The organism is Gluconobacter sp. Dm-74 (assembly GCF_018256135.1).
Taxonomy (GTDB): Bacteria; Pseudomonadota; Alphaproteobacteria; order Acetobacterales; family Acetobacteraceae; genus Gluconobacter; species Gluconobacter cadivus.
In genome coordinates, this window is record NZ_JAERLX010000007.1 from 123710 (window position 1) to 137449 (window position 13740).

Sequence of the window (13740 nt, forward strand, 5' to 3'; positions counted from 1 at the left end):
AAGAAAGACGATAAAATGAAGTTTTTTAATTTCAAAAAGAAAAATAAAAAACACCAGACAAAAGAAGATAATTTTAATTCTCTTGAATCAAAGAAAATAAATTTTAGCTGGCTGCACGATATTACTGAATCAGATTGTTCGATAGTCGTTTCTTCTCATAAAACCATATTATGTGTCTCTCAAGATGGAAATATTTACCATGATGATCCCAACAAAAATATAAATCCTCTCCTTATATATCAGGTAACGGACGGAGTTTGGTTTTTAAGAAAGAACAATTTATCAGAATGGGATGCTCTCATAACTGACGGAATAAAGGAAAATTTTAAATTTTCCTCAAAAGAAAAACCAATATTAGTTAATATAGGTGGAAGTTTAGAGGATGGAATATCTTTTAACTTATCCGGATTTAATTTAACAGCTGAACTGGAAGGAAAAGTTAAATTTAACACAACAAATCTTCTTTCTTGGGAAAATTTTGCTCTTCTTTCTTGGGATACCTTTAGTTGGCTTCAAGAGGCCAAGAACGAAACGTGGATTGAACAAAACACCGGAAAAGAAGTTTTTTTTAAAAACTTCAATAAAATTAATTCAGAAACATTTGTAGATTGTAATTTTGAAACATACAATATCAGCGGTAGACCAGGGCCATTATTATTAAGAGATTTACGAAAAAATAAAATATACGTTCTAGACTCGTTCAAAAGGAAGCGATCATTATTAAAGCTAAACCCATTAGTATATTTTTGTGTATTTGGATCAGATGAATATTATAAATGTGCGGCACTATCGATAATTTCTCTACGAAAATTTGGATTATATTCTGGTAAAATATTTTTAATATCAGACCGATCTCAAGAAGATACTTTAAAATTTATCCCACTTGATTTTCAATTTAATATCGAAGTAAAGGAATGCTCAAATAAAACCCCTATATTCGAAAGATATAAAATATATCTTTATGATGTAGAGGAATATAATCCTATTTTTTACTTAGATACCGATATTATTGTTGGAGGTGATATTAATAAAATTATTAAAGATGCCCTATGTTCTGAAGATTTCTGTCTTTACAGAGAAGCAAATTGTTCCGTAAAAAAAATAGATGAAAGCGAATGGGATATTGGGACTAACTGGTTCGGTGGTTGGATGTTTGCAAGGAACAGTGAAATAGGTACCCTCCCATTCTGGAAAGCCACCTCTGGGATTATGATCTTTAGCGACCATGGCGAAACAAAGAAAATTTTTGATATGATATGTTCTGTAGGAAGACTCACACGTCAACACGAAATTGATCGCTTCGGCGATCAGCCCGTTATGAATTATGTGACCACACAGAATGAAAATGTCAATATATCGGTACTTGATAACAAATCATTAAATAGTGGGAATGTAGAGCATTTTCTATCTAATCCAGAAAGAATTTTAATGCATGTTTCTTTAGGTGTAGGTTACGGTAATAAGAAACTTCCCATAATGGAATCTCTTTTCGAGAAAATCGACCAAAACCATAAAACACATGGCAAAGAATAAAAATTCTTTCTATATTTTCCAAATTTTTTGAAAAAATTAGGCCCCGAGGGAACTTTAGGACGTTTTTTACATAGATATCAATGCCGCAATCTAACGATCTGCATGGCAACCAATATGAGCATTTATTTACGGAGGTTTAATAATGAGAAAAACTATTTTAACTTCACTCTTTTGCATGGTCGCGTTGTCTGCCTGTGAATCGCCGCAGCAAATTACCACTCAAAAAGACGACCATCTTGCTGCAGCAGGGTTTCTGATGAAACCCGCATCAACGCCTCAGCAGATTGCTATGCTCAAAAAACTCCCGTCACATCATTTTATACGCCGGATACACGGGAGCACAGTAACCTATGTCTACGCCGATCCGACAGTTTGTGGTTGTCTATATGTTGGAAACCAAGCCGCTTACGGTCGCTATTTAGCGTATCAACAACAACAGAATATCGCCAACGAACAACAAATGACTGCTGAAGACTACCAAGATGCCCAATGGAACTGGGGAGACTGGGGGCCCTGGGGGGAGAGCTTTGGCCCAGATTACGGTTTTGGCCCAGGCTGGGGCTGGTAAAAATCATCTAAAAATTTTAGCGCAATAAGCCATTATTTTTATAAAAACTTATTGCGCTAAAATATAAATACCCAATATATAATAATATTGTTAATTATGATAGTTTATTATATTGCAATACATAGGAATGCTGAATATCCACCTCATCTCGTGCAGAGTTTCAAACCGTTTAAAACCGTTTAAAACCGTTTAAAACCGTTTAAAACCGTATTCAGATAATAATTTTGATATCTAATTTTCAATAGAAAAACAACAAGTTAGTATAAGATTTTTCTCAATAAATTTACAAATAAATATAAAAAGACCTTGACAATAATTTATGGTTATATTTCATGAGCATCTCAAAATATATTCATAAATCAAATTTACTATGTTTTAGGATTGATTATGTTAAAATTAGATAAAATAGTTATTGTATTTTTTTGTTTTAGCCTTGGTGGTTGCTACAGTATAGGATCACAAAGACTAGGAAAAGATCAAGACGAATATTCTGTGTCAATTATAGAATCAAATAAAAGACAAACTCTTCAAAATCTTATTAGACTTAGATATGCCGATACTCCAGGTCTTCTAGACACAACACAATTAATTTCAGGCTATCAATTCCAACAAAATGCCTTTCTCGGCGTCGCCTCAGACACTTTTCCTATTCGCCCCAACGGTGGCGTATCGACGCAATTACAACAGAACCCAACGTTTACTTTTCAACCCGTGACAGGCGATGCTTACGCACACAGTTTTTTGAGTCCTCTTTCTCCAGCCAGTTTGCTGCCTCTTGCGATGGGAGGGTTACCAATTGATATTTTATTGCAACTTTCAGCTCAATCAATTAATTCAATGAGCAATAATAGACCCTTCTCAAGAAGAAACGGAGATGTAGACAATAATACAATTTATAATACCGATGAATTCTTCGAATTAATACATGATTTAAGGTTACTTCAAGCATCAGGATTATTAGAGATTCAGCTTCAACAATTTCCTAAATTTAAAGGGAAACCCTCTGGAGCGAGTCATGTTTTTTTGAATATATATCCGACATCGAATCCAAATTTAGAAAAAATTACACAAACCACCAAAAAATTATTGAACTTCTCTCCTAACTATAAACGCATGGAAGTCGTTTATGGCTCTGGAACCCCAAATCCAGGCGAAATCAATATTTTATCTCGTAGTATGTTATCAATACTGGGTCAAGTTGCCTACCAAATAAATATTCCAGAAGATGAATTTTCAGCAGGCGGAACATCTATGGATTTAGATTATGAAGAAAAACCCCTCATAAAAATAAAATATGGCAGAAAAAAAATAGAAAATTCATTTGTTTCTATATACTATGATAAATATTACTACTGGATAGACCGGAAAGATTTTAAAAGCAAATTAGCATTTACAATTACGCAAATGCTTTTAGAATTATCAAAAACCACACAACCACCAGGAGCCATCGTGACCATACCGGTAACTAAGTAACTTTATAATATATTTTAATTATTGGGAAAATCGAACCAAACAATAATCGGAAATAATTTATAGTAATGTATTTTTATTATAACACAGTGTGGGTATGTTATAATTTTCAGGATAAAGACTAGTTTTGGATATCGTCAGTCAATTTACCTCCGGATCTCCATGATCGTGCTCTTACAAATATTTCGATGGTCTGCCTTAGTGTTAAATGAAGCGTATTTGTGTGCCGATCGTAGCTAAAGGATTATAGGGCCGTATCCAAAATCAAAGGGGTTTTCGATTCTCCTCTAAAAAATTGTTTCACAATGGAGGTCATGAACATTGAAGTCTGCCAAGGCAAAACATTAAAAATGACGTCCTTTAATTACAATTTTTCTCTAAACGCCGGATAGTCCGTATAGCCATGACAGTCCCCACCATAAAAAGTTGAACGGTCATATCGATTTAATGGCCAGTGATTTCGCAGCCGCAAGACCAGATCCGGATTGGCGATGAAAGCGCGTCCGAATGCGATCAGGTCTGCGTCCTTGAATTCCAGAAGCCTTTCCGCGCTTTCGGTTGTGAAACCGCCTGCTGCGATGATGGTTCGAGAAAACAGAGGACGCAGGACAGACACGTCGACCGGATCGGGTTCTGCATCCGCGCCGATCCGTGGTTGAACGATGTGCAAGTAGGCGACGTCCATGTTTTCCAGCATCGTGGCGACATAACTGAACGTGGCGTGTCTGTTGCTGTCGGACATCGATCCGTAAGATCCGCTTGGTGTGAGTCGGACGCCGACGCGATCAGCACCCCATACGTCTATGACCGCCTGAGTAATTTCCCGAAGAAAGCGCGCGCGGTTTTCGATCGGGCCGCCATAGGCGTCGGTGCGCTTGTTTGTACCGTCCTGCAGAAACTGATCGGGCAAATAGCCGTTGGCGCCGTGGATTTCCACGCCGTCAAATCCTGCCTGAAGGGCGCGTGCTGCGGCTTGACGGTAGGCGTCGATCAGGGATGGAATTTCATTGAGTTCCAGGGCTCGGGGCGTGTCATAAGGGACTGTGCCGTTGAGCGTCCATGCCGTGCCGTCCGCTCTGATGGCGGATGGAGCAAGAGGCGCTGCGCCGCCGGGCTGCAGAATACGCGCGGACTGACGACCGACGTGCCAGAGTTGCAGGAACATGCGTCCCCCTTTGGCGTGAACGGCATCCGTGATGCGTTTCCAGCCGGGGATCTGTGCGTCATCGTAAATTCCGGCGGCCCGTTCAAAGCCATATCCCGTCAGGGCAACTGGAGAGGCCTCAGAAATGAGCAGACCACCCGGCGTGGCGCGCTGGGTATAGTATTCAAGCATCAGGTCGTTGGGCAGATTGCCGATGCTGGAACGCATTCTGGTCAGGGGTGCCATGACGACGCGGTGTTCGAGCCGCATGGGGCCTACGAATTTCGGGGAAAAGAGAAGATCGGCCATGGGAAACAATCCTGTGTGAAACGCGCCATCCGCGGCGTGCCTCAGAGGATGGATATTTCCGTATTGGATTGGCAGCCGTCATTTCAGTATAGAGAGAATTCCATAATGGAATAATAAAATGGACCGTCTTCAGGCTATGACCGTCTTCGTACGGGTCGTTGAAAGTAGCTCTTTTTCTGCGGCGGCGCGGCTGATGCATCTTGGGCAGCCGGCGGTCTCAAAGGCCGTTGCCCAGCTTGAACGTCAATTGGGCGTACAGCTTCTGCTTCGCTCTGCGCATGGTTTGACTCCGACAGATGCGGGACAGCGCTATTTCGAGCGTGTGGCCCGGATTGTGTCCGATGCGGAGGACGCCGATGCTGCTGCGCGTGACAGTACGCTCAGTTTGCAGGGAAGGCTCCGGGTTGCGGTTCCGACAACCTTTGGGCGGATTCAGATTGTGCCCCGACTTGGGGATTTTCTGAAGGAGCATCCCCGGCTGAAAATGGATATCGAACTTGATGACCGGCGTGTGGATCTGGTCGCGGAAGGCATTGATGTTGCCATTCGCGTGGGACCTCTGAACGATAGCACGATGATCGCAAAGCGTCTTGCAAGAGGGCGGCGTTCCGTTCTTGCAACGCCTCGGTATCTGGAACAGTCTCTGGCTCTGGAGACGCCGGAAGACCTTGCTCTGCATCAGGCTGTCACCTATGCGCGGGACGATGGGGGAAGATATGTCTTCCACCAGCAGGGAAAAGACATAAGCGCAACACTGAGCCCGCGTCTGAACCTGAGTGCAGCCGAAGGAATCCGAGCCGCCGTGCTCGCGGATCTGGGTCTGACCATTGCGGCGGACTGGATGTTCCTGCCGGAACTGGAATGCGGAACGGTGGTTCGCTGCCTGACGGACTGGTCTTTGCCGCCTGTTGATCTGTGGGTCGTCTATCCTTCTGGCAGGCTGACGAGTGCCAAGGCGCGAGCTTTTTCGGATTTCGTTGCCGGAGTGGTCGGAGAACTGGAAACAGTGTCGCGTTCGATGTGCTAGATCCGAAATCACATCCCTCTCTTCCCGAGCAGGCTCCAGCACTGGACGCAACATGTCTGATACGGCGCGTTACGAGTATTTTCTGTTTCTTATGACTGTCATCCTGATTCTTGAGCTGTTATCGCGGAAACTGAAGCTCCCTCCTGCGGCGGCATTCATTCTGGGCGGTACGGGGCTTGCTCTTTCGCCCTGGTCTCCTGAAGTCACGATAGACCCCGAACTGGTCATGGTTGTCTTTCTTCCGCCCCTGCTGATGAGCAGTGCGTGGTTTACGGCCTGGCGGGAGTTCCGAAAAAACCTGTCCGGTATTCTTCTTCTGGCTGTTGGCACTACAACGTTCACGACCGCAGCCGTAGGTGTGGCGGCGCATCTCGTGGTTCCTGCTCTTCCATGGGCCGCATGCTTCACGTTGGGCGCGATTGTCTCTCCGCCCGATGCAGTTGCGGCCGAGGCGGCTCTGGAGCGCCTGTCGTTACCCGGTCGTGTGACGTCACTGCTTCAGGGGGAGAGCCTGCTGAATGATGCTACGGGGCTGGTTCTGTTCCGCTTTGGGGTTGTTGCTGCTTTGACAGGAATTTTCCGTCCGCTTCAGGCCCTGACAACATTCTGTGTCGTCTCGGTCGGCGGGGTGCTGATTGGTCTTGTCGTCGGGTTTCTTGGGTTGTTTGTCATCCGTCGGTTGCGCGACAGTGACATGGTTATCATTACGACGGTTCTTCTGGCGGAAGTATCCTATATCGGTGCGGATCATCTCCATGTTTCGGGTGTTCTGGCCACCGTCGCCACGGGACTGGTTCTGGGCTGGCATCAACACAGAGATTTTGATGCGGAAACACGCCTGCAGTCTCATGCGTTCTGGAAAGTCCTCGTCTTTCTGCTGGAATCCGTTCTGTTCATTCTGATCGGGCTCTCCCTTCGGGGTGTTCTGGGCCGTCTTCGAGGCACACCTGATATTCTGCACCATCTCGTCTATCCCGTCGGGATCGTACTGGTGGCGATGGTCCTGTCCCGGTTTGTGTGGCTGTTCGCGTCGGACGGAATTGTCGGTCTGTTGCGCCGGCGCTGGCCGGAACGGTTCGCGCGTCCGTCTGTGGCCATTTCAACGATTATGGGATGGGCGGCCATGCGAGGGGTCGTGACCCTGACGGCGGCCCTGTCGCTTCCGGAAGGGTTTCCCGGACGTGATCTGGCGCTGGCCTGTGCTTTTGCCTCAATTCTGGTCACCGTTCTGGTTCAGGGGACGACACTGGCGCCTCTGATCGGGTTGCTCAGGATCAATGGAGCGTCAGAACTGCGTGTTATCCAGTCTGATGAAAACCGGGCCTGGATTGCGGTTGCGGAGGCGCAGCTTCGTGCCATTGAAGAGGCGTCCCGCCTTCCGGACGGGAGCGAGCGCCATCCGCGTCTTCTGGAACAATATCGCTATCGCCTGCATGTGACGCGTCAGTATGCGGCGGATACCGCGACGCATCGCCCTGAGGAAATTGCCCATTATGAAGCCGTTCTGAAAGCCATCGGAGCGGGCCGGGAGGAAATCCTGCGCCTGCATCATGCAGGACAGATCCACGACCGGGTTCTGAGGGAAATGGAACAGGCCATGGATATGCAGGAAATCGAGGCAACTGGTCATTTGGGGGCTTCGGAGGAAGCGATGGCGTAAAAACAGGAAACAATGAATTTCTGTTGTTTTTATTTATTGCCCGGGAATTCTCACTTAATTTTCTGGTCAACAAGGATGCAAGACAGGCTCTTTCAAAGGCCTGTTTCTCTGTCCCTGCTTTTTCATTCTGACCAGAGAACCCGACATGAAATCCTCTTTCTTTCTGCTTTCCCTTACCGCCCTGACGTTTGCATCCGTCATTCCGCATCCGGCAGCAGCTCAGGTCGTCACGGCCCCTGAACAGGTGCAGTCCGGCACCTATGATGTTGAGCCCAGCCATACGCAGGTTGGCTTTTCCGTTCTGCATTTTGGGTTCACGAACTATCAGGGCGTCTTTTCCGACGTTTCCGGCACGCTGGACCTCAACGACAAAAACCCGACCGCATCCCATCTTTCCGTGAGCATTCCGGTTGGATCGGTTCAGACGACCAGCGCCAAGCTGACCGAAGAACTCAAGGGCGACCAGTGGTTCAATGTGGCGCAGTATCCGAACGCTACATTCGAATCCACCTCCGTCCGCCGTACGGGCAAAGCCGATGCCATCGTCACCGGCAATCTGACGCTCCATGGTGTTACGAAGCCTGAGACGCTGAAGGTTCATTTCATCGGCGCAGGTGTGAACGCGCTCGACAAGAAATACACAGCCGGTTTTGAAGCCACAGGCACCATCAAGCGCAGCGATTTCGGCGTGAAGATGTATGTCCCGTATGTCAGCGATGCCGTGCAGCTGCGGATCTCTGGCGCTTTTGAAGAGCAGGGCTGAGTTCATGACAGCACCCGCAAAGCAGAGCCGCGGGATCACGCGATATACGGGCGTGGCGATCCTCCTTCACTGGTTGATCGCCGCGGGAATCCTGACCCTGATCGTTATGGGGCTGGTCATGGATCACCTGTCCCTCGATCCGATGCGTGTTTTTCAGCTGTACCAGCTTCACAAGTCGATCGGTATTACGGTCATGGTCCTCATTGCCCTGCGGATTGTCTGGCGCCTGACGCACAGGCCGCCAGAGCTTCCCGGTGACATGAAAGGGTTCGAGCGCATGGCGGCCCATCTGACACATGCTGCTCTGTACGGCCTGCAAATATTCATGCCGTTGAGCGGATGGGCCATGGTGTCGGTGTCCGCTCTGGGGATTCCAACCCTTCTGTACGGCACCATCCTCTGGCCCGATCTGCCGGTGCTTTCAACGTTGCAGAACAAGGCCCCCGTCGAAGCCGCACTGAAAGCGGTGCATCACTGGGGCGGCTGGTTTCTGCTGGCGTTGATTGTTCTGCACATCGCCGCTGCCCTGCGTCACCATTTCGTTTTGAACGATAACATTCTGCGACAGATGCTTCCTGCCACTGGCAGAAAATCTGCTTCCAGACACGGAGACTGACATCATGGCTTTCCTTAAAAAAGCAGCCTTTTCCGCGTTCGCCATGAGCTTTCTGGCCGCAACACCTGTTCTCGCCGCAGACTGGACGATTGATCCGGCGCACAGCACGATCGGTTTTTCGGGAACACAGACCGGAAATGCCTTTACGGGACATTTCGGAAAATTCGACGGAACCATCTCTTTCGACCCGGCTCATCCCGAAGAGGGGCATGCGAAAATCACGATCGATGTTGCAAGCGCCACGACAGCGGACAAACAGCGTGATGCGGCCATGCCGGGAAGTGACTGGTTCAATGTGGCCAGCTTCCCGACTGCGACATTTGAAGCCCGCAGCTTCCGGGCCAAAGGCGGCAATGCGTACGAAGCTGTTGGGACGCTGACGATCCGTGGTGTCAGCAGACCCGAAACCCTGCCTTTCACGCTCGACATCAGTGGCCAGACAGCTCACGCCAAAGGCCATCTTGATCTGATCCGCTCCATCTTCGGCGTTGGTCAGGGCCCGTGGGCTACTGGGCAGTGGGTTGCGCTTCAGGTGGGCGTAAGCATCGATGTTACCGCAAACCAGACGTCTGGGTCATCGCCGCATCAGTAACAGAATTCACTGCTGCGTCCTTCGGCTGACGGAATGGACGCGGCCTTTTCAATAAAAATATGGAAACATAATATTTCTATCATTTCCATTTATTGTCACATGAAGCGTCGGTAAAACAGACATCAACAGCCCCGAAGAGCAGTCCTGCAAGCTTCCGGCTGAATGTCAGATACTTTCAAACACGAAAGACCAACCGATGAACATGTCCTTTCCACGCGATCAGGTTCTTCTCGCCTCACGCATCCTTCTGGCCCTTCTGTTCGTTCTGATGGGATGGAGCAAACTGACGGGCTTTGAAGGAACCGTAGGATATATGGCCAGCACAGGCGCCCCGGTTCCGACAGTGTCCGCTATTATCGCCATCATGACCGAACTCGGTATCGGACTGGCTCTTGTCGCCGGTTTTCTGACGACGCCGCTTTCCATTCTTCTGGCTGTCTATACGATCGTGACCGCGTTCATCGGGCATCATTACTGGACATTCGATGGTATAATCCGTTACGATATGTGGATCCATTTTTACAAGAATTTCAGTATTGCAGGCGGCCTTCTCGCTCTTGCTGCTTCAGGGGCCGGTCGTTTCTCTGTGGATGCCTTGCGTCGATAAGTCCGCAATCTTTCTGGCCCAACCTCATGCGGTCGTGTTGGCCCAGGGCGGGTGTTCAAACGCCGAGACCAGATGGTCCATCAAGGCGTTGACCCGGAAAGGACGGAGCGTACTGCTGGATGTCACGAGATAAAGCGCAATGCTTGCGGCATCCCAGTCCGGCAGGATCTGTTCAAACCGACCATCCTGCATGCCATCCCAGACCATGAATTCGGGAAACAGACCAAACCCCAGATGCGCTTTCAGGGCCGGCAGAAAAGCCTCTGCATTATCTGCCCGAAAGCGCGAAGCCTGAGACAGCACATAGTCCTCACCGGTTTTTGTGGAGGTCAGGCGCAATGTACCGGGGGCGGACGTATTTGTATAAACGAAGCTTTTCTGCCCTTCGAGATCACGCGGATGCGTCGGACGTCCGATACGATCCAGATACTCCGGCGTTGCGACCAGAAGGAGGCGGACGCCACAAAGATGCCGGGCGCGCAGAGAGGAGTCGGCCAGAGATGCAATCCTCAAAGCCAGATCATAACCTTCAGCCACGAGATCAACGAGGGAATCACTGAAGTCCACGGTGATGTCGATATCCGGATATTTTTCCAAAAAGGCCGGAAGAGCGGGGGAAAGATGTCTGATTCCGAACGTCATGGGAGCAGCAACCCGAATCAGGCCTGAAGGACGATGAGTGCCTCCACGGGCTTCGCTTTCAGCAGCTTCTGCTTCAGCAAGAATCCGGTTCGCATGCCCCAGCAGCATACGACCTGTTTCAGTCACGGACATCTGTCGCGAATTCCGGCTGAACAACGCCACACCCAGAGACTGCTCCAGACGACTGACGGCTTTCGAAATCGTCGGTTTGGAAAGCTGAAGCTCTTCGGCTGCCCGTACGAAAGAACCGCGTTCGGCCACTTTGGCGAAAATAGCCCAGGCTTCGAAATCCGGTAACCTCATATCAAAAATCCCCGACACCAGCAGTTCGCCACACGCTGCCGGTTTCTGAGCATGTCACGGAGGAAATCTCACAAAACCCACCCTAGAAATAATCGCAGGCTTTTTAGTCGACTGCAATGTGTCCCTTCAAAGCCTCAGATCCGAAAGACCCGGATGATCGTCCGGTCGTCTTCCTTGTGGCCAATGAAACAGCCGAGCGCCGACTTCAATCGGCAAATCATTGATCGCGGCAAAACGCCGCTTCATCAGACCGTTTTCATCGAACTCCCAGTTTTCGTTGCCGTAAGACCGGAACCACTGTCCCTCGGCATTATGCCACTCATAGGCAAAGCGTACTGCTATCCTGTTCCCCCAAAACGCCCAGACTTCTTTGATAAGTCGATACGCATGCTCACATGCCCATTTGTGAGTCAGGAAAGAGACGATCTCTTCTCTCCCTTGTACGAATATCTCCCGATTGCGCCACTGACTGTCAGGACTATACGCAAGCGCGACTTTTTGCGGGTTACGACTGTTCCACGCATCTTCGGCCAACCGTGTCTTGAGCGCGGCGGTCTCGGTATTGAAAGGCGGCAGTGGCGGACGAGACATAATAAATCTCCGGTTCCAAAAACTTGTGGAAAAACGGCTACAGCTTCCACCACCTCAGGCTATGCGTCGAGACCCCAACGTCAAACAGTCTTAATGCGCAGTCCGTTTGGAAAGCACACCGTCTTTCACCCGTGATCCGATGGTCGCATCGATTTTCGACCAGTATTCGAACACTCTCGACAGGACGGGTTCTTCAACGCCCTGCAACACATGGCCGACAATATTATTCACAAGTCGGTCGCGCGCCGCATCGTCCATAACGTGGTTAATCAGAGCATTGGCCTGACTGAAATCATTATCGTCCGGACGCAATGTATAAGCCGCACGCACGAAGTCGCCATCTGCCGCCCAGACTGCATTTTCCGGGAAACGCTGTGCGTCGGCAACAGGACCACCTTTTGAGTTGGGAACATATACCGGATCGCGTGCCTCGTGCATCCGCATCGCCCCCCCCTTAATATAGCCGTGAACAGGACATTTCGGCGCGTTGACCGGGATTTGTTTGTAGTTCACGCCCAGCCGCGCTCGATGTGCATCCGCATAAGCGAACGAACGCCCCAGCAACATCTTGTCGGGGGACAGTCCGGTTCCTGGCACGAAATTATTCGGCTCGAACGCGAGTTGCTCGATCTGGGAGTGAAAATCCGTCGGATTGCGATCTAATGTCAGTTTGCCGACCTCAATCAGGGGATATTCGCCCTGCGGCCAGACCTTGGTCAGATCGAACGGATTAATGTGATAGGTCTTGGCCTCTTCATACGGCATGATTTGCATCTTGAGCGTCCAGCTCGGATGTTCACCACGTTTGATCGCCGTATGAAGATCGCGCCTGTGATAATCAGCGTCGGTGCCTGCAAGCTGACCTGCCTGCTCCTGCGTCAGACACTTGATGCCCTGATCGGTCTTGAAGTGATATTTGACCCAGAAGCGCTCTCCGGTCGCATTCACCCACAAATAGGTATGACTGGAAAACCCGTCCATATAACGCCAGCTAGCCGGAATGCCGCGGTCACCCATCAGCCACGTTACCTGATGCGCGGTCTCTGGGCTCAGTGTCCAGAAATCCCACTGCATGTCGTTATCGCGCAAACCATTATCGACGCGGCGTTTCTGCGAGTGAATAAAGTGCTGAAACTTGAGGGGATCGCGCACGAAGAAGACCGGCGTATTATTGCCGACCATATCGAAATTGCCATCTTCGGTATAAAATTTCAGAGCAAAACCGCGCGGATCGCGCCATGTATCCGGACTTCCAGCTTCGCCTGCAACTGTCGAAAATCGCGCTACAACTTCAGTTACCACACCGGGCTGAAGAAATTTCGCCGAGGTATATCGGCTGACATCTCGGGTAACTTCAAACCGGCCAAACGCGCCGCTTCCCTTCGCATGCGGCTGGCGATCAGGGATCATCTCGCGATTAAACGCCGCCATCTGTTCAATCAGATAGTGGTCGTGCAACAGGATCGGACCATCCGCACCAACTGTCAGAGAATGTTCGTCACTGGAGACAGGGATACCCGATTCAGTCGTATGAATTGTTTTCGTCTCATCCGTCATAACCATCTCCTTCGAACACTTTCTGAATATGAACCACAAACACCGATGCAGCTATCAAACGTCGTCTAAAAGATGACATCTGACCGAATATTCAGACACTACGCACAGCCATACAAAGTGGTTCCAGCCATTAGAGACAAACATGCCTTTAATCACATCATGATTATCAGCGTTGATCCCTCCATAATTCCGACAAATACTTAGTATACCGCGCGGACAAACATAAACCCCAGCCCGTTTCCGGGCTGGGGTTTATGATGCGTTCGTATCGCAAGTATCACTGGTTGCGGGGGCAGGATTTGAACCTGCGGCCTTCAGGTTATGAGCCTGACGAGCTACCGGGCTGCTCCACCCCGCG

Annotated in this window: 13 protein-coding genes and 1 tRNA gene; 9 read left to right on the forward strand and 5 right to left on the reverse strand. The window is 49.2% G+C overall.

Annotated elements, in window-relative coordinates; genetic code table 11:
• The first annotated feature begins 15 nt into the window (after positions 1 to 15).
• From JK208_RS11315 to JK208_RS11325, 3 genes are all read left to right on the forward strand, one after another.
• Positions 16 to 1533: a hypothetical protein gene (locus JK208_RS11315; RefSeq protein WP_211576262.1), complete on the forward strand. Its 1518-nt coding sequence runs from the start codon at positions 16 to 18 to the stop codon at positions 1531 to 1533.
• A gap of 142 nt (positions 1534 to 1675) precedes the next feature.
• Positions 1676 to 2101, forward strand: coding sequence for a hypothetical protein (locus tag JK208_RS11320; RefSeq protein ID WP_207728994.1), 426 nt, complete (start codon positions 1676 to 1678; stop codon positions 2099 to 2101).
• A 387-nt stretch (positions 2102 to 2488) separates the two neighbouring features.
• The gene (locus JK208_RS11325) at positions 2489 to 3574 is read left to right on the forward strand and encodes a hypothetical protein (protein ID WP_194268657.1); all 1086 of its coding nucleotides are present in this window, start codon (positions 2489 to 2491) and stop codon (positions 3572 to 3574) included.
• A gap of 361 nt (positions 3575 to 3935) precedes the next feature.
• Here JK208_RS11325 and JK208_RS11330 read toward each other — a convergent pair whose 3' ends face one another.
• Positions 3936 to 5024, reverse strand: a complete 1089-nt coding sequence (locus tag JK208_RS11330; protein ID WP_211576263.1) for an alkene reductase — start codon at positions 5022 to 5024, stop codon at positions 3936 to 3938.
• A 118-nt stretch (positions 5025 to 5142) separates the two neighbouring features.
• On the opposite strand from JK208_RS11330, the gene JK208_RS11335 reads away from it, so the two are divergent.
• The 6 genes from JK208_RS11335 (at position 5143) to JK208_RS11360 (ending at position 10289) form a co-directional block, all read left to right on the forward strand.
• Positions 5143 to 6051: a LysR family transcriptional regulator gene (locus tag JK208_RS11335; RefSeq protein WP_211576264.1), complete on the forward strand. Its 909-nt coding sequence runs from the start codon at positions 5143 to 5145 to the stop codon at positions 6049 to 6051.
• Positions 6052 to 6103: 52 nt separating this feature from the next.
• Positions 6104 to 7711 carry a Na+/H+ antiporter gene (locus tag JK208_RS11340; protein WP_211576265.1) on the forward strand — a complete coding sequence of 536 codons (1608 nt, stop codon included), beginning with the start codon at positions 6104 to 6106 and terminating at the stop codon, positions 7709 to 7711.
• Between the two features lie 145 nt (positions 7712 to 7856).
• On the forward strand, positions 7857 to 8474 hold the full coding sequence (locus JK208_RS11345; protein ID WP_211576266.1) for a YceI family protein: 618 nt from the start codon (positions 7857 to 7859) through the stop codon (positions 8472 to 8474).
• Positions 8475 to 8478: 4 nt separating this feature from the next.
• Positions 8479 to 9090, forward strand: coding sequence for a cytochrome b (locus tag JK208_RS11350; protein ID WP_211576267.1), 612 nt, complete (start codon positions 8479 to 8481; stop codon positions 9088 to 9090).
• 4 nt (positions 9091 to 9094) lie between these two features.
• On the forward strand, positions 9095 to 9682 hold the full coding sequence (locus JK208_RS11355) for a YceI family protein (RefSeq protein WP_211576268.1): 588 nt from the start codon (positions 9095 to 9097) through the stop codon (positions 9680 to 9682).
• A gap of 196 nt (positions 9683 to 9878) precedes the next feature.
• Entirely contained in the window at positions 9879 to 10289 is a 411-nt protein-coding gene (locus JK208_RS11360; RefSeq protein WP_211576269.1) for a DoxX family protein, read from the forward strand.
• 24 nt (positions 10290 to 10313) lie between these two features.
• On the opposite strand, the gene JK208_RS11365 is transcribed toward JK208_RS11360, so the two are convergent.
• From JK208_RS11365 to JK208_RS11380, 4 genes are all read right to left on the reverse strand, one after another.
• Positions 10314 to 11234, reverse strand: coding sequence for a LysR family transcriptional regulator (locus JK208_RS11365; protein WP_211576270.1), 921 nt, complete (start codon positions 11232 to 11234; stop codon positions 10314 to 10316).
• Between the two features lie 126 nt (positions 11235 to 11360).
• The gene (locus tag JK208_RS11370) at positions 11361 to 11825 is read right to left on the reverse strand and encodes a nuclear transport factor 2 family protein (RefSeq protein WP_211576271.1); all 465 of its coding nucleotides are present in this window, start codon (positions 11823 to 11825) and stop codon (positions 11361 to 11363) included.
• A gap of 90 nt (positions 11826 to 11915) precedes the next feature.
• The gene (locus JK208_RS11375; RefSeq protein ID WP_211576272.1) at positions 11916 to 13382 is read right to left on the reverse strand and encodes a catalase; all 1467 of its coding nucleotides are present in this window, start codon (positions 13380 to 13382) and stop codon (positions 11916 to 11918) included.
• A gap of 281 nt (positions 13383 to 13663) precedes the next feature.
• Positions 13664 to 13740 (reverse strand) — tRNA-Met (locus tag JK208_RS11380).

Excerpts from the sequence above, each read along its gene's own strand:
- JK208_RS11315 (WP_211576262.1), top strand. The coding sequence starts at position 16 with ATGAAGTTTTTTAATTTCAAAAAGAAAAATAAAAAACACCAGACAAAA.
- JK208_RS11340 (WP_211576265.1), top strand. The coding sequence starts at position 6,104 with ATGTCTGATACGGCGCGTTACGAGTATTTTCTGTTTCTTATGACTGTC.
- JK208_RS11320 (WP_207728994.1), top strand. The coding sequence starts at position 1,676 with ATGAGAAAAACTATTTTAACTTCACTCTTTTGCATGGTCGCGTTGTCT.
- JK208_RS11370 (WP_211576271.1), bottom strand. The coding sequence starts at position 11,825 with ATGTCTCGTCCGCCACTGCCGCCTTTCAATACCGAGACCGCCGCGCTC.
- JK208_RS11365 (WP_211576270.1), bottom strand. The coding sequence starts at position 11,234 with ATGAGGTTACCGGATTTCGAAGCCTGGGCTATTTTCGCCAAAGTGGCC.
- JK208_RS11325 (WP_194268657.1), top strand. The coding sequence starts at position 2,489 with ATGTTAAAATTAGATAAAATAGTTATTGTATTTTTTTGTTTTAGCCTT.
- JK208_RS11350 (WP_211576267.1), top strand. The coding sequence starts at position 8,479 with ATGACAGCACCCGCAAAGCAGAGCCGCGGGATCACGCGATATACGGGC.
- JK208_RS11345 (WP_211576266.1), top strand. The coding sequence starts at position 7,857 with ATGAAATCCTCTTTCTTTCTGCTTTCCCTTACCGCCCTGACGTTTGCA.
- JK208_RS11335 (WP_211576264.1), top strand. The coding sequence starts at position 5,143 with ATGGACCGTCTTCAGGCTATGACCGTCTTCGTACGGGTCGTTGAAAGT.
- JK208_RS11360 (WP_211576269.1), top strand. The coding sequence starts at position 9,879 with ATGAACATGTCCTTTCCACGCGATCAGGTTCTTCTCGCCTCACGCATC.
- JK208_RS11330 (WP_211576263.1), bottom strand. The coding sequence starts at position 5,024 with ATGGCCGATCTTCTCTTTTCCCCGAAATTCGTAGGCCCCATGCGGCTC.
- JK208_RS11355 (WP_211576268.1), top strand. The coding sequence starts at position 9,095 with ATGGCTTTCCTTAAAAAAGCAGCCTTTTCCGCGTTCGCCATGAGCTTT.
- JK208_RS11375 (WP_211576272.1), bottom strand. The coding sequence starts at position 13,382 with ATGACGGATGAGACGAAAACAATTCATACGACTGAATCGGGTATCCCT.